This is a genomic window from Pseudomonas chlororaphis subsp. piscium, from assembly GCF_003850345.1.
In the GTDB taxonomy this organism is placed as follows: domain Bacteria; phylum Pseudomonadota; class Gammaproteobacteria; order Pseudomonadales; family Pseudomonadaceae; genus Aquipseudomonas; species Aquipseudomonas piscium.
In genome coordinates this window covers 68,488-89,871 of sequence record NZ_CP027707.1, presented here as the reverse complement: position 1 = coordinate 89,871, position 21,384 = coordinate 68,488, and the positions used below count along the sequence as shown (strand labels likewise).

The window sequence follows — 21,384 nt, the reverse complement described above, 5'->3', positions numbered from 1 at the left end:
CCGCACCTCATGAAGTTAGCGATGAAACTGCGCACGAGACTGTTTCTGAGCATCTCGGCGCTGATCACCGTGGCGCTGCTCGGCCTGCTGCTCGGGCTGGTCAGCGTGATGCAGATGGCCAAGACCCAGGAAGCGCTGATCCGCGACAACTTCATCACCCTGGACCTGGGGCTCAAGCTGCGCCAGACCCTGGGCGACCAACTGATCATCATGCTCAATCACAATCCCGACCGAGCAGCGCTGAACAACTCCAGGCAGGAATACCTGGCCCTGCTCGACCAGGGCATCGAGCATGAACGGCAAAACCCTATACGCAACGGCTTCAGCCAGGCACGCGACGACTACCAGCGTTTCTTCGAAGCCTTCGAGCGCGCCGACGGGACCTCGGCAGGGGCCAATGGCAATACGGAACTGACCCAACGCTTCAATACCCTGCGCAATGGCTTGATCGGCGAGCACCAGCAGGCCCTGGACAACATCAATGACATCGAACACCAGGCCCGCAATCGCGCCTTGATGATTGCCGGCCTGCTCGGTCTGGTCGGACTGGCCGTCTTGGTCATCGGCTTCATCACCGCCCACGGCATCGCCCAGCGCTTTGGTGGCCCCATCGAAGCCCTGGCCAAGGCCGCCGACAACATCGGCCAGGGCAATTTCGACGTGACCCTGCCCCTGTCTTCGGCGGCCGAGATGAACCTGCTGACCCGGCGCTTCGGGATCATGGCCGAAGCCCTGCGCGAGCATCAGGCCACCAACGTCGACGAACTGCTCGCCGGCCAGCAGCGCCTGCAATCGGTGCTCGACAGCATCGACGACGGCTTGCTGATGATCGACCGCCAGGGTCATCTGGAACACCTCAACCCGGTGGCGCAGCGTCAGCTGGGCTGGGACGAGGAGCGCCTCGGGCAAGGACTGGGCAGCGCCCTGGAACGTCCGGAGCTGGACGAACAGCTGCAGCTGGTGCTGCGCGGCGGCAACCTGGAACGGGCGCCGGAGGACCTCAGCATCGAGGTCGATGGCGAATCGCGCCTGCTGACGTACAGCCTGACCCCGGTCAGCCATCCCCAGGGGCATATCCTCGGCGCGGTGATGGTGCTGCACGATGTCACCGAGCAGCGGGCCTTCGAGCGCGTGCGCAGCGAGTTCGTATTGCGTGCCTCCCATGAGTTGCGCACCCCGGTTACCGGCATGCACATGGCGTTCGGCCTGTTGCAGGAACGCCTGCGCTTCCCTGAGGAATCTCGCGAAGCCGACCTGCTGAACACCGTCAACGAAGAAATGCAGCGCCTGATGCAGCTGATCAACGACCTGCTGAACTTCTCGCGTTATCAGAACGGCCTGCAGAAACTCACCCTGGCGCCTTGCACCCTGGAAGAGCTGCTGGAGCAGGCGCGCAACCGCTTCATCGGCGCTGCCACGGCGCAGGGCATCGAGCTGCGGGTGGAGATCCAGGCGCCGCTGCCACGGCTGCATGCCGACCGCGTGCAACTGGAGCGGGTACTGGACAACCTGATCGACAATGCCCTGCGGCATACCGCCGAGGGTGGCTTGATCCGCTTGCAGGCGCGCCGACATGGCGAGCGGGTGATCATCAGCGTCGAAGACAACGGCGAAGGCATCGCCTACGGACAACAGGGGCGGATTTTCGAACCCTTCGTCCAGGTCGGACGCAAGAAAGGCGGCGCCGGCCTGGGCCTGGCGCTGTGCAAGGAAATCGTGCAACTGCACGGCGGGCGCATGGGCGTCTATTCGCGGCCTGGGCAGGGAACCCAGTTTTACCTGGCCCTGCCGCTCTAGGCCTCGTCATCCAGGCGCCGCGGGCCCAGGCGGCGCCCGCGGGTGATCAGGTCGATGAACTGCACCGCGCTCAACGCATGGGCGAACAGCCAGCCCTGGCCATAACGCACGCCCTCGCTGCTCAGCAGCAGCGCCTGATCCTCGAATTCGATGCCCTCGGCAATCACCTTGAGCTGCAGGGCATGGGCCATGCGAATGATGTGCGGGGCGACGCCGCTGCTGGCGGCGTCGTGCCCCAGGGCATCGATGAATGCCTTGTCGATCTTCAGGTAGTCCACCGGCAGGGTCTGCAAGTAGGCCAGGCTGCAATAACCCGTGCCGAAGTCGTCGATCAGCACCTGATGGCCGACGTCCCGCAAGGCTTGCAGGTTATGCCGGGCGACCACCACATCGATCAGCCCACGCTCGGTGACTTCGAAGGCGATCTGCCGCGCCGCCACCCTATGCAGCGCCAACAGGCGCGCCATCACCTTGCCGATCCGCGGCACCATGACATCGCAGGCCGCAAGGTTGACCGAGATGTACAGGTTCGGGTTGGCCCGCAACAGGTGCCCCAACTGTTCGAGCAGGCGTTGCAGGACAAAATCGGTGATGGGGCGGATCTGCCCGGTGTTCTCCGCCATGGGAATGAACAGCTCCGGACTGGTCAGGGTGCCATCCGGACGGCGCCAGCGCAGCAGGGCCTCGGCGCCGACACACTGGCGCGTTTGCAGATCGAAGATGGGTTGATACAGCACCTGCAGCTCGCCACGACGCAGCGCACCTTGTAACTCCGCGCCCAGGGTTTGGCGCTGCCGGGACAACTGAAAGACCAGGCCACCGATGAAGGTCGCCAGTACTAGGCTGCTGGGCAACAGCCACCACCACCCCTCGAACATTTCTCGCTGCATGTTGGTGCGGGGAGTTACAAGTACCAGTTGATACTCCGGGTTGATGGTGGGCATCCGATAGATCAGCTGGTCCTGGGTCACCTGCAGCGGGCTGCGATTGGTCGGAGGCCAAGGCTCCATCGGCGGCCAGTCCAGCGCCGGCCCCAGCACCGGGATGGCCCGCGAGCCATGGTCGAGAACCACCATCAGGCTGCTGTTGGCGGGCAGATCGACCATGTCGGTCAGATGCCCGCGAGACGTCGCCACGCGAAAGTTGCCGCGCCCGAGCATCAGCGCCGCGCGGTTTTCATTGGGTTCGGTGGAAGTGTTCAGCCAGTAGCTGTAAGTCGGGCCGCGGATATCCGGCGGTCGCACCACCGCCAGGTTGTCCTGGCGGGGCCAGTTGGTGCAGGCCTGGGCAGCATCGATATAAGCCGCTTCATAAATGAAGCGATAACTGAAGCTGATCTGCTGCAGGGTCACGACCATCTCGGGGCTGCATTCGCGCAGGGGCTGCGCCTCGAGTACGTCCAGGCCTTCACGCAACTGACCGAACAGTTGCTCCAGGCGTTCGAGAAAACGCTGGCCCTGGGCGTTCATCTGCTCGCTTTCGCGCAGTTGCACCTCGTGCATCACGATGCCCAGGCTTGCCGCCAGCAGTAGGACCGCACTCAACACAGCCGCGCACATCGCCAACAGCCAGGGGCGATAGAACCAACTGCGTAGGGGTTCGCGAGCGGCCGGCATCATTGGATATCCGAGGGTTACCAATGAGTTATAGCTACTGATTGAGAAAAAACCCTGACCGTCGGGCGGGCGTCATTATTTTGTCTGGTTGAGAACCTGCAGGATCGCAGCGCTTTCCGCATCCGGCTGACCGTCGAAACGCGACGGCCGGTAATGCATCTGGAACGCAGCCAATACGTGACGGGTCGCCACATCCAGTTCGCCGGTCTGCGGCGTCTCATAACCAAGACGCGCCAGGCCTTGCTGGAACCAGGCGACGCTCGGCAACTGCGCGGCAAAGAATGCCTGCTGGCGCGCCACCGCCTGGGCGTTCGGCCACCGGCCCAACCCGGCTTCGGCCAGACGCTTCCAGGGGAACAGCGGGCCCGGATCGAGCTTGCGCAAAGGGGCGATATCGCTGTGGCCGATGATGTGCTGTGGTGCGATGTTGTTGCGCTTGCTGATGTCCTTGAGCAGCACGATCAGGCTCTGGACCTGCGCTTCGCTGTAGGGGTACCAGACACGCCCGGTGGGCAGGTCACGAAAGCCCGGGTTGACGATCTCGATCCCGATGGAGCTGGAGTTCAGCCAGGTACGGCCTTGCCACTGGCTCTCGCCGGCGTGCCAGGCGCGGTATTGCTCGTCCACCAGCTTGTAGATGGTCGCCGCCTTGTCGTCGCCGATCAGGTAGTGGCTGCTGACCTGGCCGTGGGTCAGCAGTTGCAGGGAGCGCTCCATCGAGGCCGAGGTGTAATGCACCACCACGAATTGCACCCGCTCATCGAAGTTGACCGAAGGGTGGCTGGTATCGAAACGCGGACCGCTGGCGCAACCGGCCAGCAACAGAAGGGACAAGGCGAGGACAAGAACTTTCATGGCAAAAGGCAGTACGCTGGGGAAAATAATGCAACAGTGTAACGTACTGCCTTCGCGGAAAACCGGCAAAAGCACCGGTTTATACAAAATGGAACAAATTACGCGTCAGCCCAGTTCCACCCGGTTGCGCCCCGCCTCCTTGGCCCGATAAAGCGCCTGATCGGCTCTTTTGAGCACCAGATCGCTGCGTTCTCCCGGTTTGAAGGCACTCATGCCGATGGACATGGTGATGGTCACGCGCTCGCCCTTGAAGTGGAACGGACAGGCTTCGATGGCCGCCCGCAAGGTTTCCGCCAGGCGCGCCCCGATCGTCAATGTGGTATCGGGCATCAGCAGGACGAACTCCTCACCACCAAAACGGGCGATGAAATCGTTGCCACGCAGGCGCTTGCGCAGCACGCCGGCGATGATCTTCAGCACCTTGTCGCCGGCCAGGTGACCGTAGTTGTCGTTGATGCTCTTGAAATGATCGAGATCGAGCATCGCCAGCAGCAAGGTGTTGCCGTGCTGCTGCCACTGCGCCACTTCATGCTCCAGGCGCTCGCTCCAGGCCGCGCGATTGGGCAAGCCGGTAAGAGGGTCGATCAGCGCTTTCTGCCGCTGCTCTTCCAGGTGCTCGCGGTAGCCCTGGGCCTCCTGCTCCATGCTCGACACCCGCTCGGCCAGGCTCTGCAGGCGTGCGGCCACTTCCTTCTCGCGTTCGTCACGCTGCTTCTGGTGATGGTCCATGGTGCCGAGCAGGCCTTCCAGGTGACTTTCCAGCACCTGCTTGAGGTCGTCCAGATCGGCCGCTTCCTGCACGCTGTTTTGCAGGCCATCGACCTGTTCGCGGATCTGCGAGTCCATCTCCCGCGCCGCCGAGCTGCTGTCGGCGTGGCCCTCGCTGGCGGCCTGCAGGTTGCTCTGGAAGGATTCCAGGCGCTCGTTGAGCCGCTTGAGATACGCCTCGAACTCATGCTGGCCGCTGTCGGTGATCGCCAGCATCAAGACCGCCAGATCGTCGAGGATCGGCAGCAATTCGTACCAGTTCAGCCCATGTTGCAAGCGGTCGCGCATGGACTCGGCTTGCGGCCGATGACGCTCTGGCAGGCTCAGGTCATCCAGAAGGCCAAGCAGGGTATGTTCGATATGCTTGGCCACCGAACTGTAAGACGGCTCCGGCGAGTCGGGCAGGGCATACAGCACATCCTGCTCGGCCTGCAGCGGGTCGATCGCCGCCAGCGCCTCGGCCATGGCCGCCGGCAACGGCAAGCGGTCGAGCAACAGGGGCGCCGGAGCCGCCTCGGTGGGTGCGGCAACGATCAATTCGTCCGGGCTGCTGACCTGGGCTTCGATAACCGGGGACTGTACGGGCACCGGCGAATCGGCGGGGACAGGCTCGGCTGACGGCTGCGATGCTGGTGCTGGTGCTGGTGCTGGTGCTGGTGCTGGTGCGGACAAGTCTGGCACCTGTGGCGCCGGCTCCGCGGCGACGGGTTTCTCCGGCTCGAGCACCGGCGGCACAAAGGCCGTGACCTGGGCAGCAGCGGCCTCGGGCGGCGATTCCGGCTGCGCTTCGAGCGCCTGGCTGGCAGCGGCAACAACCTTTTCCACCGAGGGTGGGGACACCGGCTCCAACGTTTCGGACCACCGCGCAAGCTCAGCCTCGGCCTGAGGCGAGAGCATGTCAGCCGTGACTGTTTCAGCCGTTGCCGGAGACGGTGCCGGAACTGAGGCTGGGGCCGGGCTCGCCACCACCGCAAGCGGCGCAGCTTCGGACGGTACCGCCGCTTCGTCAGCGTCGCGACCACCAAACAGGCGCTGCAACAAGCCTGGGCGGATCGGCTCCGCGGGGCTCTCCAACAGGCTCAGCGCCTTGCTTTGCAGGCCGCTCAGTTCGCCCAGCAGCAGCGGAATTTCCCGGGCCTGGCCGACACGGCCATCCAGTTGCTTGGCGAAGCTTTTCAGCGGCCGGCTCACCTCGCGGGGCAGCGGCAACTTCTGCAACTGGCTGACCAGCGAGGTCAGGGCCGTGCTCATTTGCTCGATGCGGGTCTCGCGGCGCTGTTCGGAGTCCAGCACGGCTTTTTCCAGGCGCGGCAACAGGGCCGCCAAGGCCGCGTCCATGTCGTCGGTGCGCACTACTTCGCGCATTTCCTTCATGCACTGATCGACAGCGCGGTCAGTGCCCTCGGCCGCCAGCGTGCTGCGCACCAGGCCACGACGAAGCAGGTCGAGACGGGCATTCCAGCGCCGTTCGAGTTTTTCCTGTTGTTCGATGCTTTTGAGGTATTTCTCTTTCCAGCGCTGGGCGTCGTCGCTCATTCAGGGGTTCCGCGAGGGGCAGGACTCAGCGCGGGCAATGCATCGGCCGTGAGCGAACCCGGCAGACGAATCTCTACCGCGACCGGCAGGTGATCGGAAATCGGTTGGGCCAGAACCTCGACCCGCTCCAGCGTCAGGCTGGGGCTGAGCAAAATATGATCAAGACAGCGTTGTGGGCGCCAGCTGGGGAAAGTCGCTTCCAATTGCGGCGCCAGCAAACTGAGGTCACGCAAGGGCGAATGCTCCAGCAGATCGCTGGCATGGGTATTCATGTCGCCCATCAGCACCTGATGCTTGTAGCCGCCGATCATCTCGCGGATATAAGCCAGCTGCCGGGTGCGCGTACGGGCACCGAGGGCCAGGTGCATCATCACCACCACCAAGGCTTCGGGCCCATCGCCGAAGCGCACGAGGATCGCACCGCGGCCCTTGGGGCCGGGCAGCGGATGATCTTCGATCGCCCAGGGGCGCAGGCGGCTGAGCACGCCATTACTGTGTTGGGCCAGACGACCAAGGTTGCGATTGAGCTGCTGATACCAGTAGGGGAAGGCGCCGAGATGGGCCAGGTGTTCGACCTGATTGACGTAGCCCGAGCGCAGGCTACCGCCATCGGCTTCCTGCAGGGCGACCAGATCGAAGTCGCCCAGCAGATCGCCGATCTTCTGCAGGTTGTCGGCGCGCCCGTTGTGCGGCAGCAGGTGCTGCCAGCCACGGGTCAGGTAATGCCGATAACGTTCGGTACTGATACCGACCTGGATATTGAAACTGAGCAGCCGCAGACGGCTGTCTGCCGGCAGGCCGGAGGACGCCACATGGTGCTCGTTGACCCGCGGATCATGCAGGCCAACGATGCGTTCCGTACCCCAACGTCGCATGGCAGGGACTCGCTTACTTGGCCGCCCGCTCTTTGGCGATCAGCTGGTCGGCGACGCTCAGGGCACCTTCAGGACCACCGGCGGTGCCCAGGTCGAAACGGTACTTGCCGTTGACGACCATGGTCGGTACGCCAGAGATCTGATAGGCCTGGGCCTTCTTCTTCGCGTCCTCGACCTTGCCTTTGACGGCGAACGAGTTGTAGGTGCTCAGGAATTTATCCTTGTCGACGCCTTCGCCGGCCAGGAACTCGGCCATTTCCTCTGGGGAAGCGAGTTTCTTGCCGCCATGGATGGCTTCGAATACGGCTTTGTGGACCTTGTGCTCGACGCCCATGGCTTCCAGGGTGATGAACAGCTGGCCATGAACGTTCCAGATACCGCCGAACATCGCCGGGATACGCACGAAGTTGACGTCGGCCGGCAGTTTTTCAGCCCATGGGTTGATGGTCGGCTCGAAGGCGTAGCAGTGTGGGCAGCCGTACCAGAACAGCTCGACCACTTCGATCTTGCCAGGCACCGCAACCGGAACGGCGCTGCTCAGCTCTACGTATTGTTTACCGGCTTCAAGGGGCTCGGCGGCTTGAGCAGTCATGCCAAACAGGCTGGCGGTGACGAGAGCGGCGCTGAGAATCAGATTACGCATGCTTTACTCCTGAACAAGTAAGGTCGCCTCGCGCGGCCTGTCGCAGACAGGTCATGGCGGGGCTTGAGTTCGCTAGTGTAGCGGCAGACGCCATAAAAAAGGGCGGCCTGAGCCACCCTTTATGCTTTCATCGACAGATTAATCGATCATTAACGTTGCGCAAGATAGACCCTTTTGCAACATGATCGCCGGCCTCAGTGCAGGCCCTGGATGTAGCTGGATACTGCTTCGATGTCCTTGTTGCTCAGCTTGGCGGCGATGCTGCGCATGATCATGGTGTCGCCGTCGTTGGTGCGGTTGCCTTCGCGGAAGTCGGTCAACTGCTTGGCTACGTACTGAGCGTGCTGGCCACCCAGGTGCGGGAAGCCGGCAGCGGCGTTACCCGTGCCATTTGGCGAGTGGCAACCGGTGCAGGAAGGCATGCCTTGATCCAGCTTGCCGCCACGGAACAACTCTTCACCGCGAGCCACGACTTTCGGGTCTGCCGCGCCGACGCTGCCTTTCTGGCTGGCGAAGTAGGCGGAGAGGTCGGCCAGGTCCTGATCGCTCAGGTTGGTCAGTAGGCCGGTCATTTCCAACACCTGGCGCTTGCCGGACTTGATGTCGTGCAACTGCTTGTTCAGGTAACGCTCACCCTGACCCGCCAGCTTTGGAAAGTTAGGCGCCATGCTGTTCCCATCCGGACCATGGCAAGCACCACATACGGCGGCTTTCGCCTGACCGGCAGCAGCGTCGCCTGCAGCATGGGCGACACCTGTGATGCCCAAGGTCAACAGCAGACTCACGAGTAATTTGTTCATCAGCTAATCCAACTACGGCTAAGGGTTAAGAGTTATGGACCGGGATCACTCGCTCATCCAAAGGATGATGGCTCGGTAATCCTCGGCACTGCAGTCCATGCACAAACCACGCGGCGGCATCGCCTTGAAACCCTGGGTCACGTGTTGCACCAGCGTCTCCATACCTTGCGCCAGCCTCGGCGCCCAAGCTCCCTGGTCCCCCTTGCGGGGAGCCGTTGGTAGTTGGCCGGAATGACAAGCCCCACAAACACGGTTGTACACAGCTTCCGGATCCTGTGTAGCCTGAGCGCTGTAAAGCGGTATCAGGACGCCGGCAGCCAGCAGCCATTTCGTCATAAAACGACCTTTTCAGGGTTGAGAGCGTGCTGCGTTCTAATGCGCAATCAAGGTCTATCGCTCTCGTGAACTTCATCCTACGCTGGGACAAAGCGCACACAAAATCTGCGGCATTATATACTGGCGCTACTGAAACGGAAACGACACCGCTCGCCGCGTCCATTCTCGGCACCGCCCCTATCGGAAATCCCATGCAACTCAAAAATCCCATTCTTGGTCTGTGCCAACAGTCCACTTTCATGCTCAGCGCCGCCAAAGTCGATCAATGCCCCGACGACGAAGGCTTCGAAGTGGCCTTCGCCGGGCGTTCCAACGCCGGCAAATCCAGCGCCCTGAATACCCTGACCCATGCCAGCCTGGCACGCACCTCGAAAACTCCGGGCCGCACGCAGCTGTTGAACTTCTTCAAGCTAGACGACGATCGCCGTCTGGTCGACCTGCCGGGGTACGGTTATGCGAAAGTACCGATCCCGCTCAAGCAGCACTGGCAGCGTCACCTGGAAGCCTACCTGGGCAGCCGCGAGAGTCTGAAAGGGTTGATTCTGATGATGGACATCCGCCATCCGATGACCGACTTCGACCTGCTGATGCTCGACTGGGCCGTCGCCAGCGGCATGCCGATGCACATCCTGCTGACCAAGGCCGACAAACTGACCTACGGCGCGGCCAAGAACACCCTGCTCAAGGTGCAGTCGCAAATCCGTAAAGGCTGGGGCGACAACGTCACCATCCAACTGTTCTCGGCGCCAAAACGCATGGGCCTGGAAGAGGCCTACACTGTACTGGCGGGCTGGATGGAACTGGCGGACAAAGGCGCCGAAATCGAAGCCTGAAAGACATAGGCAAAACTGTCTGTGGGATGATCAGGCAAGGCAAAAGCGCGGCTCGAAAGCGGAGTTTACTGGCTGTAAATGAGCATTTCGAGCCGCGCTTTTAACGCAGCATGATCATTCCACAGGCAGTTTTGGGGCAAAAAAAACCCCGGACTTCGTATGGGGAGGGGAAGTTCGGGGTCCAAGTTCCGGACCGCTAGGGCGGGGTCCAGATATCTGCCAACACTTAACACAACATAGGAGCATCGAAGGGCTTCACCAGCCATTCAGATACTCTGAGTGGGCTTTCGCCAATTAAGTTCCGGGAGCTTTCAAAAACTATTGGTAATAGTGGATGAAATTTTCCGCACTAATAGCTCTTCGCCAGCTTTTGCCGCGGCACTATGCCGCGGCGAAAGTGACGGTCATCTCGCCTCAGTGAGCCTCGTCCCAGTTGCTGCCCACACCGACTTCGACCAGCAGCGGAACATCCAGGGTTGCGGCCTTGCTCATATAGCCGCGAATCTCCTCGCTCACCTGGTCCACCAGGTCTTCGCGCACCTCCAGCACCAGTTCGTCGTGCACCTGCAGGATGACCTTGGCATCCAGGCCTGAGGCCGTCAGCCAGTTGTCCACCGCCACCATGGCTTTCTTGATGATGTCGGCCGCCGTGCCCTGCATCGGCGCGTTGATCGCCGTACGTTCGGCGCCGGCGCGTTCCTGCGGCTTGTTGGAGTTGATCTCCGGCAGGTACAGGCGACGCCCGAACAGGGTTTCCACATAACCCTGGTCCGCGGCCTGGGCACGGGTGCGGTCCATGTATTCACGCACCCCAGGGTAACGGGCGAAGTAGGTGTCGATATAAGCCTTGGCGGTCTTGGTATCGACGCCGATATCCTTGCCGAGCTTTTGCGCGCCCATGCCGTAGATCAGGCCGAAGTTGATCGCCTTGGCGCTGCGACGCTGGTCAGAACTGACGTCCTTGAGCTCGACCTTGAACACTTCGGCCGCGGTGGCCGTGTGCACGTCGAGGTTATTGCGGAAGGCATTCATCAAGCCTTCGTCGCGGGACAGGTGCGCCATGATCCGCAGCTCGATCTGCGAGTAGTCAGCCGCCAGCAGCTTGTAGCCAGGCGGAGCGATGAAGGCCTGGCGGATGCGCCGGCCTTCGGCGGTACGCACCGGGATGTTCTGCAGGTTCGGATCGCTGGAAGACAAGCGCCCGGTGGATGCCACCGCCTGATGGTAGGAGGTGTGGATCCGCCCGGTCCGCGGGTTGATCTGCTCCGGCAGGCGGTCGGTGTAGGTACTCTTGAGCTTGCTCATGGAGCGGTACTGCATCAGCACCTTGGGCAGCGGGTAGTCGTCCTCGGCCAGCTTGGCCAACACCTCTTCAGCGGTGGACGGCTGACCTTTGGCGGTCTTCTTCAGCACCGGCAGGCCGAGCTTGTCGTAGAGGATCACCCCCAGTTGCTTGGGCGAGCCGAGGTTGAATTCTTCACCGGCAATCTCGAAGGCTTCCCGCTCCAGCGCCACCATCTTGTCGCCCAGTTCGATGCTCTGCACACCCAGCAGCTCGGCGTCCACCAGCGCCCCTTGGCGCTCGATGCGCGCCAGTACCGGCACCACGGGCATTTCGATATCGCTGAGCACGCTGGCCAGGCTCGGGATCGCGGCCAGCTTTTCATGCAGGGCCTGATGCAGACGCAGGGTCACATCGGCGTCCTCGGCGGCATAAGGCCCGGCCTGCTCGAGGGCGATCTGGTCGAACGTCAGCTGCTTGGCGCCCTTGCCGGCGATGTCCTGGAAGCTCACGGTGGTGTAGCCCAGGTATTTCTCCGCCAGGCTGTCCATGTCATGCCGGGTAGCCGTGGAGTTGAGCACGTAGGATTCGAGCATGGTGTCGAAGGCGACCCCGCGCACCGTGATGCCATTGGCTTGATCGCCACCGATGGCGCAGTTGGCCAGGATGTTCATGTCGAACTTGGCGTGCTGGCCGACTTTGAGTTTGTTCGGGTCTTCGAGAATCGGCTTCAAGGCCCGCAGGACAGCGTCACGGTCCAGCTGCTCCGGCGCGCCGATGTAAGAGTGGGTCAGAGGAATATAAGCCGCTTCGTTGGCCTGCACAGCGAAGGACAGCCCCACGAGCTGCGCCTGCTGGGCGTCGATACCGGTGGTTTCCGTATCGAAGGCGAACAGCTTGGCGTTCTTCAGTTTCTCCAGCCAGACATCGAAACGCGCCTGATCGAGGATGGTTTCGTACTGCGCTTCAACCGCCACCGGCGCTTCGACCTCAGCCTCAGCCTGGGTCAACAGGTCAGCCACCGGCTCGGGTGCCGCAGCGGCACTCAGCTCGAGACGCTTGGCATCGCGCTGCAGCTCGTCGAGCCAGCTCTTGAACTCCAGCAGGCTGTACAGCTCCACCAGCTTGTCGCGATCCGGCTCGCCCAGGTGCAGGTCGTCCAGGCCAACATCCAGCGGCACATCGACCTTGATGGTCGCCAGCTGATAGGAGAGGAAAGCCATCTCCTTGTGCTCTTCGAGCTTGGCCGGCAGGGTCTTGGCCCCGCGAATCGGCAGGCTCGGGACGATATCGAGCTGTGCATACAGCTCGTTCAGGCCACCGTTGACCCCCACCAGCAGGCCGGAAGCGGTCTTCGGGCCAATGCCCGGCACACCCGGGATGTTGTCGGAGGAGTCGCCCATCAGCGCCAGGTAATCGATGATCTGCTCGGGAGCGACGCCAAATTTCTCCTTAACGCCCTCCACGTCCATGCTGCTACCGGACATGGTGTTGACCAGAGTAATGTGCCCGTCCACCAGCTGCGCCATGTCCTTGTCGCCGGTGGAGATCACCACCGGCCGGTCGGCCGCCGCGCTGCTGCGGGCCAGGGTGCCGATCACGTCGTCCGCCTCGACGCCCTCGACGCACAGCAGCGGAAAGCCCAGGGCGATCACGCTGGCGTGCAGCGGCTCGATCTGCACCCGCATGTCGTCGGGCATGCTCGGCCGATTGGCCTTGTACTCGGCGTACATGTCATCGCGGAAAGTCCCGCCCTTGGCGTCGAACACCACGGCGAACGGGCTGTCCGGGTACTGCTTGCGCAGACTCTTGAGCATGTTCAGCACGCCCTTGACCGCACCGGTCGGCATGCCTTTGGAAGTGGTCAAAGGTGGTAGCGCGTGGAAGGCGCGGTACAGGTAGGACGAACCGTCCACCAGGACGAGGGGGGCTTGGCTCATGAGCAGGATCAACCTTTTCGGCGGGTCCGGCGCTAGAATAGCGGGACCGTTGACGACAAAGGGACAAGGTTATCATGCGCACACTAAATCGCTTGCTGCTGGCCAGCCTGATTGCAATCGCGCCGATGGCAGTGATTGCCGCGGAGGATGCGCCATCGGCGGATCCGGAAGTAACCATTCGCACGGAAGGCGACAAGACCATCCAGGAATACCGCCAGAACGGTTTCCTGTACGCCATCAAGGTCACACCGAAGGTCGGTAAACCCTACTTCCTGGTGCGCGCCGACGGTTCCGATGGCAACTTCATTCGTTCGGACCAGCCGGATATGCTGATTCCGGCGTGGAAAATTTTCGAGTGGTAAACCGCTCCTAACTTCAACCGGCGCCGCCTCCACAGCGGCGCCCGTACTGGCAGTTTTTAACCATGTCTGTGTTTACTCCCCTGGCTCGGCCCGAGCTGGAAACCTTTCTCGCCCCTTACGGGCTCGGCCGCCTGCTTGACTTCCAGGGGATTGCCGCTGGTAGCGAAAACACCAACTTCTTCATCAGCCTGGAACAGGGCGAGTTCGTCCTGACCCTGGTCGAGCGTGGCCCGGTCCAGGAAATGCCGTTCTTCATCGAACTGCTGGACGTGCTGCACGACGCCAACCTGCCGGTGCCTTACGCCCTGCGCACCACCGACGGCGTGGCCCTGCGCGAGCTGGCCGGCAAGCCGGCGCTGCTGCAGCCGCGCCTGGCCGGCAAGCACATCAAGGACGCCAATGCCCAGCATTGCGCACAGGTTGGCGAGCTGCTCGGCCATCTGCACCTGGCCACCAGGGACAACATGATCAAGCGCAAGACCGATCGTGGCCTGGACTGGATGCAGGAAGAAGGCTCGCAGATGCTGTCCCATCTCGACCCGCAGGCGCGGGACCTGCTGCAACGGGCGCTGGATGAAATCGCCGAGCAGAAGACCAGAATCCTCGCGCTGCCGCGGGCCAATATCCACGCCGACCTGTTCCGCGACAACGCGATGTTCGAAGGCACGCACCTGACCGGGCTGATCGACTTCTACAACGCCTGCTCCGGGCCGATGCTGTATGACGTGGCGATTGCCCTGAACGACTGGTGTTCCGACGCCGACGGCCTGCTCGACGGTCCGCGGGCCCGGGCCCTGCTGGGCGCCTACGCGACCCTGCGCCCGTTCACCGCCACCGAAGCCGAGCTGTGGCCAACCATGCTGCGGGTAGCCTGCGTACGCTTCTGGCTGTCACGCCTGATCGCCGCCGAGTCCTTCGCCGGGCAAGACGTGCTCATTCACGACCCGATGGAGTTCCAGCTGCGCCTGGCCCAGCGCCAGCAGGTCAGCGCACCATTGCCGTTCGCCATCTGAACGCATCGCGGGCAAGCCCGCCCCTACGATCTCCTGTAGGAGCGAGGCTTGCCCGCGATAGCGCCAGCCGCCTTTACAGCGACTCCAGGCAGCCCGCCAGATCGTTGCCCAGTTTCTCCAGCACCTGTTCATAACCCTGCGCGGTAGCCGGGGTGTAACCGCCCAATGCATCGAGTTCCGCCAGCTTCACCGGCAAGCCCGCCACCAGGGTTTCGGCCAGGCGCGGGCGCAATGGCGGCTCGCTGAACACACAGGTCTTGCCGACTTCCTGCAAGCGCGTGCGCATCGCCGCTACGTGCTGCGCGCCCGGCTGCACTTCGGCCGCGACGCTGAACACGCCTGCGTGCTTGAGGCCATAGGCGTCTTCGAAGTAATCGAAGGCTTCGTGGAAGACGAAATAAGGCTTGCCGGCGATTGGCGCCAGGCGGGCTTTCAAACGGGCATCCAGGGCATCCAGGCGTGCGTCGAAAGCCTTGGCGTTGCTCTGGTAACGCGCGGCGTTGGCCGGGTCCGCGGCACTCAGGTCGGCCGCCATGCGGTCAGCGATAACCCGCGCGTTGACCGGCGACAGCCACAAGTGCGCATCGAGGCTGCCCGGACGGTGATCGTGGTCATGCTCGTCGGCTTCTTCGGCGTGCGAGTGGTTATCTTCGGCGAAATGACGGAGTTTCAGGCCTGGCAAGTCCTGCACCGCCAGCGATGGCTGCGTGCGGCCCTTGAGCACCCGCGGCAGGAAGCTCTCCATGTCCGGGCCGATCCAGTACAGCAACTCCACCGACTGCACCTTGCGCACGTCGGAAGGACGCAGCGCATAGTTGTGCGGCGAGGCGCCCGGCGGCAGCAGAACCTCAGGCACGGCGATGCCATCCTGGACGGCGGCGGCGATCAATTGCAGGGGTTTGATGCTGGTCAGGACCCGGACTTCGGCCTGGGCCGAGCTGATCACGAACAAACTGGCGGTAAAAGCGACAAAAAGGGCAAAAAGTCGGGACACGATGACCACTCGAAGAGGCGAGAACGGGTAACATAATAACGTCTCTCACAATTATCGTCGCCGCTCATGCCTAAAACCCCTCTCGCCAGTCGCCCCCACGACCACTCTCACTGCGTGCACAGCGCATTGTCCGAGGCCGATGCCCTGTGCGCGCGCCAAGGCCTGCGCCTGACCGCCCTGCGTCGGCGGGTGCTGGAGCTGGTCTGGCAAAGCCACAAGCCGCTGGGTGCCTACGACATCCTCGCCGTGCTCAGCGAACAGGACGGTCGCCGCGCCGCGCCGCCGACCGTGTACCGCGCCCTGGATTTCCTCCTGGAAAACGGCCTGGTGCACCGCATCGCCTCACTCAACGCCTTCGTCGGCTGCAACCACCCGGAACACGCACACCAGGGCCAGTTCCTGATCTGCCGCGTGTGCCACGCCGCCATCGAGCTTGAACAGAAATCCATCAGCGACGCGATCATCAGCAGCGCCCGTGATGTCGGTTTCGTCGTCGAAGGCCAGACCGTCGAAGTGGTCGGCCTCTGCTCGGGTTGCCAGGGGGCTTGATGAGCAATGCCTTGATCCGCCTCGATCAGGTCGCGGTGACCTTTGCCGGGCAAACCGTGCTGGACAACATCCAGCTCAGTGTCGAGCCAGGACAGATCGTCACCCTGATCGGCCCCAACGGCGCCGGCAAGACCACCCTGGTGCGCGCCGTGCTCGGCCTGCTCAAGCCCGACAGCGGCAGCGTCTGGCGCAAGCCGAAGTTGCGGGTCGGCTATATGCCGCAGAAGCTGCACGTCGATCCGACCTTGCCGCTGTCGGTGCTGCGCTTCCTGCGCCTGGTGCCCGGCGTGGACCGCGCGACAGCCCTGGCCGCGCTGAACGAAGTCGGCGCCGAACAGGTGATCGACAGCCCGGTGCAGAGCATTTCCGGTGGCGAAATGCAGCGTGTACTGCTGGCCCGCGCCCTGCTGCGCGAGCCGGAACTGCTGGTACTCGACGAACCGGTACAAGGCGTGGACGTCGCCGGCCAGGCCGAGCTGTACAGCCTGATCACCCGTTTGCGCGACCGCCACGGCTGCGGCGTGCTAATGGTTTCCCACGACCTGCACCTGGTGATGAGCACCACCGACCAGGTGGTCTGCCTCAATCGCCACGTGTGCTGCTCCGGCCACCCGGAACAGGTCAGCGGCGACCCAGCCTTCGTCGAGCTGTTCGGCCAGAACGCGCCGAGCCTGGCGATCTACCACCACCATCACGACCACGCCCACGATCTGCACGGCTCGGTAGTCACCGGGGCCGCGGCCGGCCACGTTCATGTTCACGGAGATAGCTGCAAGCATGGCTGATTTTCTGTTCTACGCCCTGCTCGCAGGTCTGGCGCTGGCGCTGGTGGCAGGCCCCTTGGGATCGTTCGTGGTCTGGCGGCGCATGGCCTATTTCGGCGACACCCTGTCCCATGCCGCCTTGCTCGGCGTGGCCCTGGGCTTTCTGCTGGATGTCAGCCCAGCGGTGGCGGTGACCGTCGGCTGCCTGCTGCTGGCGGTGCTGCTGGTCACCCTGCAACAGCGCCAGCCGCTGGCTTCCGACACCCTGCTGGGGATTCTCGCCCCCAGTACGCTCTCCCTCGGGCTGGTGGTACTAAGCTTCATGCATGACGTGCGGATCGACCTGATGGCCTATCTGTTCGGTGACCTGCTGGCGATCAGCCCCGGCGACCTGGCGTGGATTCTCGGCGGCAGCGCCGCGGTCCTGCTGCTGTTGGTGGCCCTGTGGCGCCCCTTACTGGCGATCACCGTGCACGAGGAGCTGGCCAGGGTCGAAGGCTTGCCGGTGGCGTCGTTGCGCCTGGCGCTGATGCTGTTGATCGCGGTGGTGATCGCGGTGGCGATGAAAATCGTCGGGGTGTTGCTGATCACTTCGCTGCTGATCATCCCGGCGGCTGCGGCTCAACGTCACGCCCGCTCCCCGGAACAGATGGCACTGGGCGCAAGCCTGCTGGGCATACTTGCGGTCTGTGGCGGGCTGGCGCTGTCCTGGTTCAAGGACACCCCCGCGGGGCCGTCGATTGTGGTCACGGCGGCTGCACTGTTTCTGCTGAGTTTTGTCCTGCCCCGTCGAGGGGTGTAGACTTGCTCGCTTTTTGCGCAATTAGAGAGTCGCAGGAATGAAGCCGTTCGCCTCCCGTTATCTGCTCCTTGTCGCATTTTCCCTGCTGCTGGGCGCCTGCCAGAGCACGCCGCCGGCTGAAGTGCCCGACGCCCGCGCCACGGCCATCGCACAGCTGCAACAAAATATCGCCAGCAGCGAGCTGGCCACCGCCGAAGACCAGCTGAGCGCCTTGCAGGCCCAGTCGCCCAACGACCCGCAGCTCGAGCAATACCAGCGCCAGCTGGCCGAAGCCTACCTGCAGCGCAGCCAGATCGTGCTGCAAAAGGGTGATGTCAACGCCGCCGCCACGGCCCTGAGCCGCGCCCGCGCGCTGATGCCCAAGGCACCGGCCCTGACCGGTGGCGTCGATGGCGCCATCACCCAGGCCCGTAAAGCCGAGCTGGAAAAAGCCGAAGCCGCGCTCAAGGCCGCTGAAGCCAGGCCGCCAGCCAAGTTGATCGACCCGGCCGCCGAGAGCACCACCATTGCGCTGAACCTCAGCGATATCAAGCAACTGCGTCGGCAACTCGATGGGATCGCCGCCGATGTGGTGAATTACCAGTGCGACGTGAGCATCCAGGCGCCACGCACCGAGGATTACCCCTGGCTGAAGACCCTGCTGAGCAAGCGGGTGAAGAAGCTCGATGCCGACTACGACCTGACAATCGAACGGCAGATCCTGCGCCACGTCCCGGCACAGATGGTGTTGAGCCCGCGCAAACCCCAATAAAGCCCATCGCCCGCAAGCCCGCTTCTGTAGGAGCGAGCGGGCGGCGATCCGACTTGCCTGCGATGAAGGATAACGCGGTACTACAGATGACCGTGGCGCCTCCATCGCACGCAAGCTGTGCTCCTACACAAACATCTCGCCGCAATCGCCTTGGGCTCCCGCTCCCAGAGCCGGTGCCATGACCTTTGATCGCGTTATTGCCAAATCGAAGGATGAATACAAAATAAATGCTAAGAACCTCTATACGGACAGGCTAAAATGCGCGCCCGGCTAACCGCTGATCCTTTTCTAACGCGCCCCACAAGGTTCGCTACGTGATCGAGTTTCAAAACGTCCATAAAACCTACCGGGTCGCCGGTAAGGATATTCCCGCCCTGCATCCGACCAGCCTGAAGGTCGAGAATGGCCAGGTATTTGGCCTGATCGGCCATTCCGGCGCGGGCAAAAGTACCCTGTTGCGCCTGATCAACCGCCTGGAAAATCCCAGCGGCGGCAAGATCGTCGTCGACGACGAAGAAGTCACCGCCCTGGACGCCAACGGCCTGCGCCGCTTCCGCCAGCAGGTCGGGATGATCTTCCAGCACTTCAACCTGCTGGCTTCCAAGACCGTGGCCGACAACGTCGCGCTGCCGCTGACCCTGGCCGGCGAGCTGTCGCGCAGCGCGATCGACCAGCGCGTCGCCGAGTTGCTGGCCCGCGTCGGGCTGTCCGATCACGCCAAGAAGTACCCGGCCCAGCTGTCCGGCGGGCAGAAGCAGCGCGTCGGCATCGCCCGCGCCCTGGCGACCAAGCCAAAGATCCTGCTGTGCGACGAAGCCACCAGCGCCCTGGACCCGCAGACCACCGCGTCAGTCCTGCAACTGCTGGCCGAGATCAACCGCGAACTGAAGCTGACCATCGTGCTGATCACCCATGAGATGGACGTGATCCGTCGCGTCTGCGACCAAGTGGCGGTGATGGATGCCGGGGTGATTGTCGAGCAAGGTTCGGTGGCCGAGGTGTTCCTGCATCCCAAGCACCCGACCACCAAGCGTTTCGTCCAGGAAGACGAACAGATCGACGAAAGCGAACAGCGCGACGACTTCGCCCACGTACCGGGCCGCATCGTACGCCTGACCTTCCAGGGCGATGCCACCTACGCGCCGCTGCTGGGCACCGTGGCCCGCGAAACCGGGGTGGACTACAGCATCCTCGCCGGCCGCATCGACCGCATCAAAGACGTCCCTTACGGGCAACTGACCCTGGCCATCACCGGCGGTGACATGGAGGCGGCCTTCGCCCACTTCACCGCAGCAGATGTCCACATGGAGGTGCTGCGCTAATGGAACTGCTGACAAGTTTCTTCGCCAATATCGACTGGTACGAAATCTGGCTGGCCACCGGCGACACCCTGCTGATGCTCGGTGGCTCGCTGCTGTTCACCGTGCTGCTGGGCCTGCCCCTGGGCGTGCTGCTGTTCCTCTGCAGCCCACGCCAGCTGCTGGAGCAGAAGAGCCTCTACGCCCTGCTGTCGCTGCTGGTGAACATCCTGCGCTCGCTGCCGTTCATCATCCTGCTGATCGTGATGATCCCGTTCACTGTGCTGATCACCGGCACCTCGCTGGGTGTCGCCGGCGCGATTCCGCCCCTGGTGGTCGGCGCCACGCCGTTCTTCGCCCGTTTGGTGGAAACCGCCCTGCGCGAAGTGGACCGCGGCATCATCGAAGCCACCCAATCGATGGGCGCGACCACCCGGCAGATCATCACCAACGCTTTGCTGCCGGAAGCCCGTCCGGGTATTTTCGCGGCAATTACCGTGACAGCGATTACCCTTGTTTCCTACACCGCCATGGCGGGCGTGGTAGGCGCGGGCGGCCTCGGCGACTTGGCGATCCGCTTCGGTTACCAGCGCTTCCAGACCGATGTGATGGTGGTCACCGTGGTGCTGTTGCTGGTGCTGGTTCAAGTTCTGCAAACCGTCGGCGACAAGCTGGTGGTGCACTTTTCCCGAAAATAAGTCGGCCCTGGCCGGCAGGCGTCCGGCACCGGGCGCCTCACAAGGAGCTAGCTGGATGAAAAAACTACTCGTCGCTTTCGCCGCCGTTGCCGCGTTCTCCGCGCACGCCGCTGACACCCTGACCGTGGCCGCCACTCCGGTGCCTCACGCCGAGATCCTCGAATTCGTGAAGCCGGCGCTGGCCAAGGAAGGCGTGGACCTGAAGATCAAGGTCTTCACCGACTACATCCAGCCGAACGTGCAGGTCGCCGAAAAGCGCCTGGACGCCAACTTCTTCCAGCACCAGCCGTACCTGGATGAGTTCAACAAGGCCAAGGGCACCCACCTGGTGAGCGTCGCCGGCGTGCACCTGGAGCCGCTGGGCGCCTACTCCAACAAGTTCAAGAAGCTCGAAGAACTGCCAGGCGGCGCCAACGTGGTGATCCCCAACGACGCCACCAACGGCGGCCGTGCCTTGCTGCTGCTGGCCAAGGCCGGCCTGATCAAGCTCAAGGACTCCAACAACATCCTGTCCACGGTCAAAGACATCACCGAGAACAGCAAGGACCTGAAATTCCGTGAGCTGGAGGCCGCGACCATCCCGCGCGTGCTGACCCAGGTCGACCTGGCGCTGATCAACACCAACTACGCCCTGGAAGCCAAGCTGGACCCGTCCAAGGACGCCCTGGTGATCGAAGGCAAGGACTCGCCTTACGTGAACATCCTGGTGGTCCGCCCTGACGACAAGGATTCGGACGCCATGAAGAAGCTGGTTGCCGCCCTGCACGGCCCGGAGGTGAAGCAATTCATCCTCGAGAAGTACAAAGGCGCCGTGCTGCCGGCGTTCTGATACCGGTCCGAGACACAACAAGGGCGCCTATTGGCGCCCTTGT

General features: G+C 63.0%; 20 protein-coding genes. 11 read left to right on the top strand and 9 right to left on the bottom strand.

Going from position 1 to position 21,384, the window contains the following annotated elements; all coding sequences use genetic code 11:
* Nucleotides 1–9 precede the first annotated feature (9 nt).
* Complete coding sequence (locus C4K38_RS00445) at nt 10–1,797, top strand: KinB sensor domain-containing domain (RefSeq protein ID WP_053276849.1); 1,788 nt, start codon at nt 10–12, stop codon at nt 1,795–1,797.
* On the opposite strand, the gene C4K38_RS00440 is transcribed toward C4K38_RS00445, so the two are convergent.
* From C4K38_RS00440 to C4K38_RS00410, 7 genes are all read right to left on the bottom strand, one after another.
* Nucleotides 1,794–3,416 carry an EAL domain-containing protein gene (locus C4K38_RS00440; RefSeq protein WP_172833163.1) on the bottom strand — a complete coding sequence of 541 codons (1,623 nt, stop codon included), beginning with the start codon at nt 3,414–3,416 and terminating at the stop codon, nt 1,794–1,796. The genes C4K38_RS00445 and C4K38_RS00440 overlap by 4 nt on opposite strands.
* A gap of 72 nt (nt 3,417–3,488) precedes the next feature.
* On the bottom strand, nt 3,489–4,268 hold the full coding sequence (locus C4K38_RS00435) for an N-acetylmuramoyl-L-alanine amidase (protein ID WP_053276848.1): 780 nt from the start codon (nt 4,266–4,268) through the stop codon (nt 3,489–3,491).
* Nucleotides 4,269–4,373: 105 nt separating this feature from the next.
* Entirely contained in the window at nt 4,374–6,572 is a 2,199-nt protein-coding gene (locus C4K38_RS00430) for a GGDEF domain-containing protein (RefSeq protein ID WP_053276847.1), read from the bottom strand.
* Nucleotides 6,569–7,447: an endonuclease/exonuclease/phosphatase family protein gene (locus C4K38_RS00425; RefSeq protein WP_053276846.1), complete on the bottom strand. Its 879-nt coding sequence runs from the start codon at nt 7,445–7,447 to the stop codon at nt 6,569–6,571. The genes C4K38_RS00430 and C4K38_RS00425 overlap by 4 nt, the downstream gene beginning before the upstream one ends.
* A 13-nt stretch (nt 7,448–7,460) precedes the next feature.
* Entirely contained in the window at nt 7,461–8,090 is a 630-nt protein-coding gene (locus C4K38_RS00420) for a thiol:disulfide interchange protein DsbA/DsbL (protein ID WP_009041530.1), read from the bottom strand.
* Between the two features lie 194 nt (nt 8,091–8,284).
* Nucleotides 8,285–8,890 (bottom strand): c-type cytochrome, encoded by a 606-nt coding sequence (locus C4K38_RS00415; protein WP_009041529.1) that lies wholly within the window; start codon nt 8,888–8,890, stop codon nt 8,285–8,287.
* 45 nt (nt 8,891–8,935) lie between these two features.
* Nucleotides 8,936–9,226, bottom strand: coding sequence for a c-type cytochrome (locus C4K38_RS00410; protein ID WP_009041528.1), 291 nt, complete (start codon nt 9,224–9,226; stop codon nt 8,936–8,938).
* A 191-nt stretch (nt 9,227–9,417) separates the two neighbouring features.
* Between C4K38_RS00410 and yihA the strand changes: the two genes are divergently transcribed.
* On the top strand, nt 9,418–10,059 hold the full coding sequence (yihA, locus tag C4K38_RS00405; protein WP_023967622.1) for a ribosome biogenesis GTP-binding protein YihA/YsxC: 642 nt from the start codon (nt 9,418–9,420) through the stop codon (nt 10,057–10,059).
* A 414-nt stretch (nt 10,060–10,473) separates the two neighbouring features.
* Here the strand turns inward: yihA and polA are convergent, their stop codons facing one another.
* Nucleotides 10,474–13,281: a DNA polymerase I gene (polA, locus tag C4K38_RS00400; protein WP_053276845.1), complete on the bottom strand. Its 2,808-nt coding sequence runs from the start codon at nt 13,279–13,281 to the stop codon at nt 10,474–10,476.
* Between the two features lie 74 nt (nt 13,282–13,355).
* Between polA and C4K38_RS00395 the strand changes: the two genes are divergently transcribed.
* A complete protein-coding gene (locus C4K38_RS00395) occupies nt 13,356–13,643 on the top strand; it encodes a DUF2782 domain-containing protein (protein ID WP_007924295.1) in 288 nt (95 codons plus the stop codon).
* A 62-nt stretch (nt 13,644–13,705) separates the two neighbouring features.
* Nucleotides 13,706–14,656: a homoserine kinase gene (locus tag C4K38_RS00390; RefSeq protein WP_053276844.1), complete on the top strand. Its 951-nt coding sequence runs from the start codon at nt 13,706–13,708 to the stop codon at nt 14,654–14,656.
* A gap of 73 nt (nt 14,657–14,729) precedes the next feature.
* Here the strand turns inward: C4K38_RS00390 and C4K38_RS00385 are convergent, their stop codons facing one another.
* Nucleotides 14,730–15,659 (bottom strand): zinc ABC transporter substrate-binding protein ZnuA, encoded by a 930-nt coding sequence (locus C4K38_RS00385; protein ID WP_053276843.1) that lies wholly within the window; start codon nt 15,657–15,659, stop codon nt 14,730–14,732.
* Nucleotides 15,660–15,716: 57 nt separating this feature from the next.
* Between C4K38_RS00385 and zur the strand changes: the two genes are divergently transcribed.
* The 7 genes from zur (at nt 15,717) to C4K38_RS00350 (ending at nt 21,341) form a co-directional block, all read left to right on the top strand.
* Nucleotides 15,717–16,199 carry a zinc uptake transcriptional repressor Zur gene (gene zur / locus C4K38_RS00380; RefSeq protein WP_007924301.1) on the top strand — a complete coding sequence of 161 codons (483 nt, stop codon included), beginning with the start codon at nt 15,717–15,719 and terminating at the stop codon, nt 16,197–16,199.
* Nucleotides 16,199–16,984, top strand: coding sequence for a zinc ABC transporter ATP-binding protein ZnuC (gene znuC, locus C4K38_RS00375; protein WP_007924302.1), 786 nt, complete (start codon nt 16,199–16,201; stop codon nt 16,982–16,984). Before zur ends, znuC begins: the two co-directional genes overlap by 1 nt.
* On the top strand, nt 16,977–17,765 hold the full coding sequence (gene znuB, locus C4K38_RS00370; protein ID WP_009046274.1) for a zinc ABC transporter permease subunit ZnuB: 789 nt from the start codon (nt 16,977–16,979) through the stop codon (nt 17,763–17,765). The genes znuC and znuB overlap by 8 nt, the downstream gene beginning before the upstream one ends.
* Nucleotides 17,766–17,802: 37 nt before the next feature.
* Nucleotides 17,803–18,516, top strand: a complete 714-nt coding sequence (locus tag C4K38_RS00365) for a PA5502 family lipoprotein (protein ID WP_053276842.1) — start codon at nt 17,803–17,805, stop codon at nt 18,514–18,516.
* 314 nt (nt 18,517–18,830) lie between these two features.
* Nucleotides 18,831–19,838, top strand: a complete 1,008-nt coding sequence (locus tag C4K38_RS00360) for a methionine ABC transporter ATP-binding protein (protein ID WP_007924306.1) — start codon at nt 18,831–18,833, stop codon at nt 19,836–19,838.
* A complete protein-coding gene (locus C4K38_RS00355; protein WP_007924307.1) occupies nt 19,838–20,512 on the top strand; it encodes a methionine ABC transporter permease in 675 nt (224 codons plus the stop codon). The genes C4K38_RS00360 and C4K38_RS00355 overlap by 1 nt, the downstream gene beginning before the upstream one ends.
* Nucleotides 20,513–20,567: 55 nt before the next feature.
* Nucleotides 20,568–21,341 carry a MetQ/NlpA family ABC transporter substrate-binding protein gene (locus C4K38_RS00350; RefSeq protein WP_053276841.1) on the top strand — a complete coding sequence of 258 codons (774 nt, stop codon included), beginning with the start codon at nt 20,568–20,570 and terminating at the stop codon, nt 21,339–21,341.
* Nucleotides 21,342–21,384 lie beyond the last annotated feature (43 nt).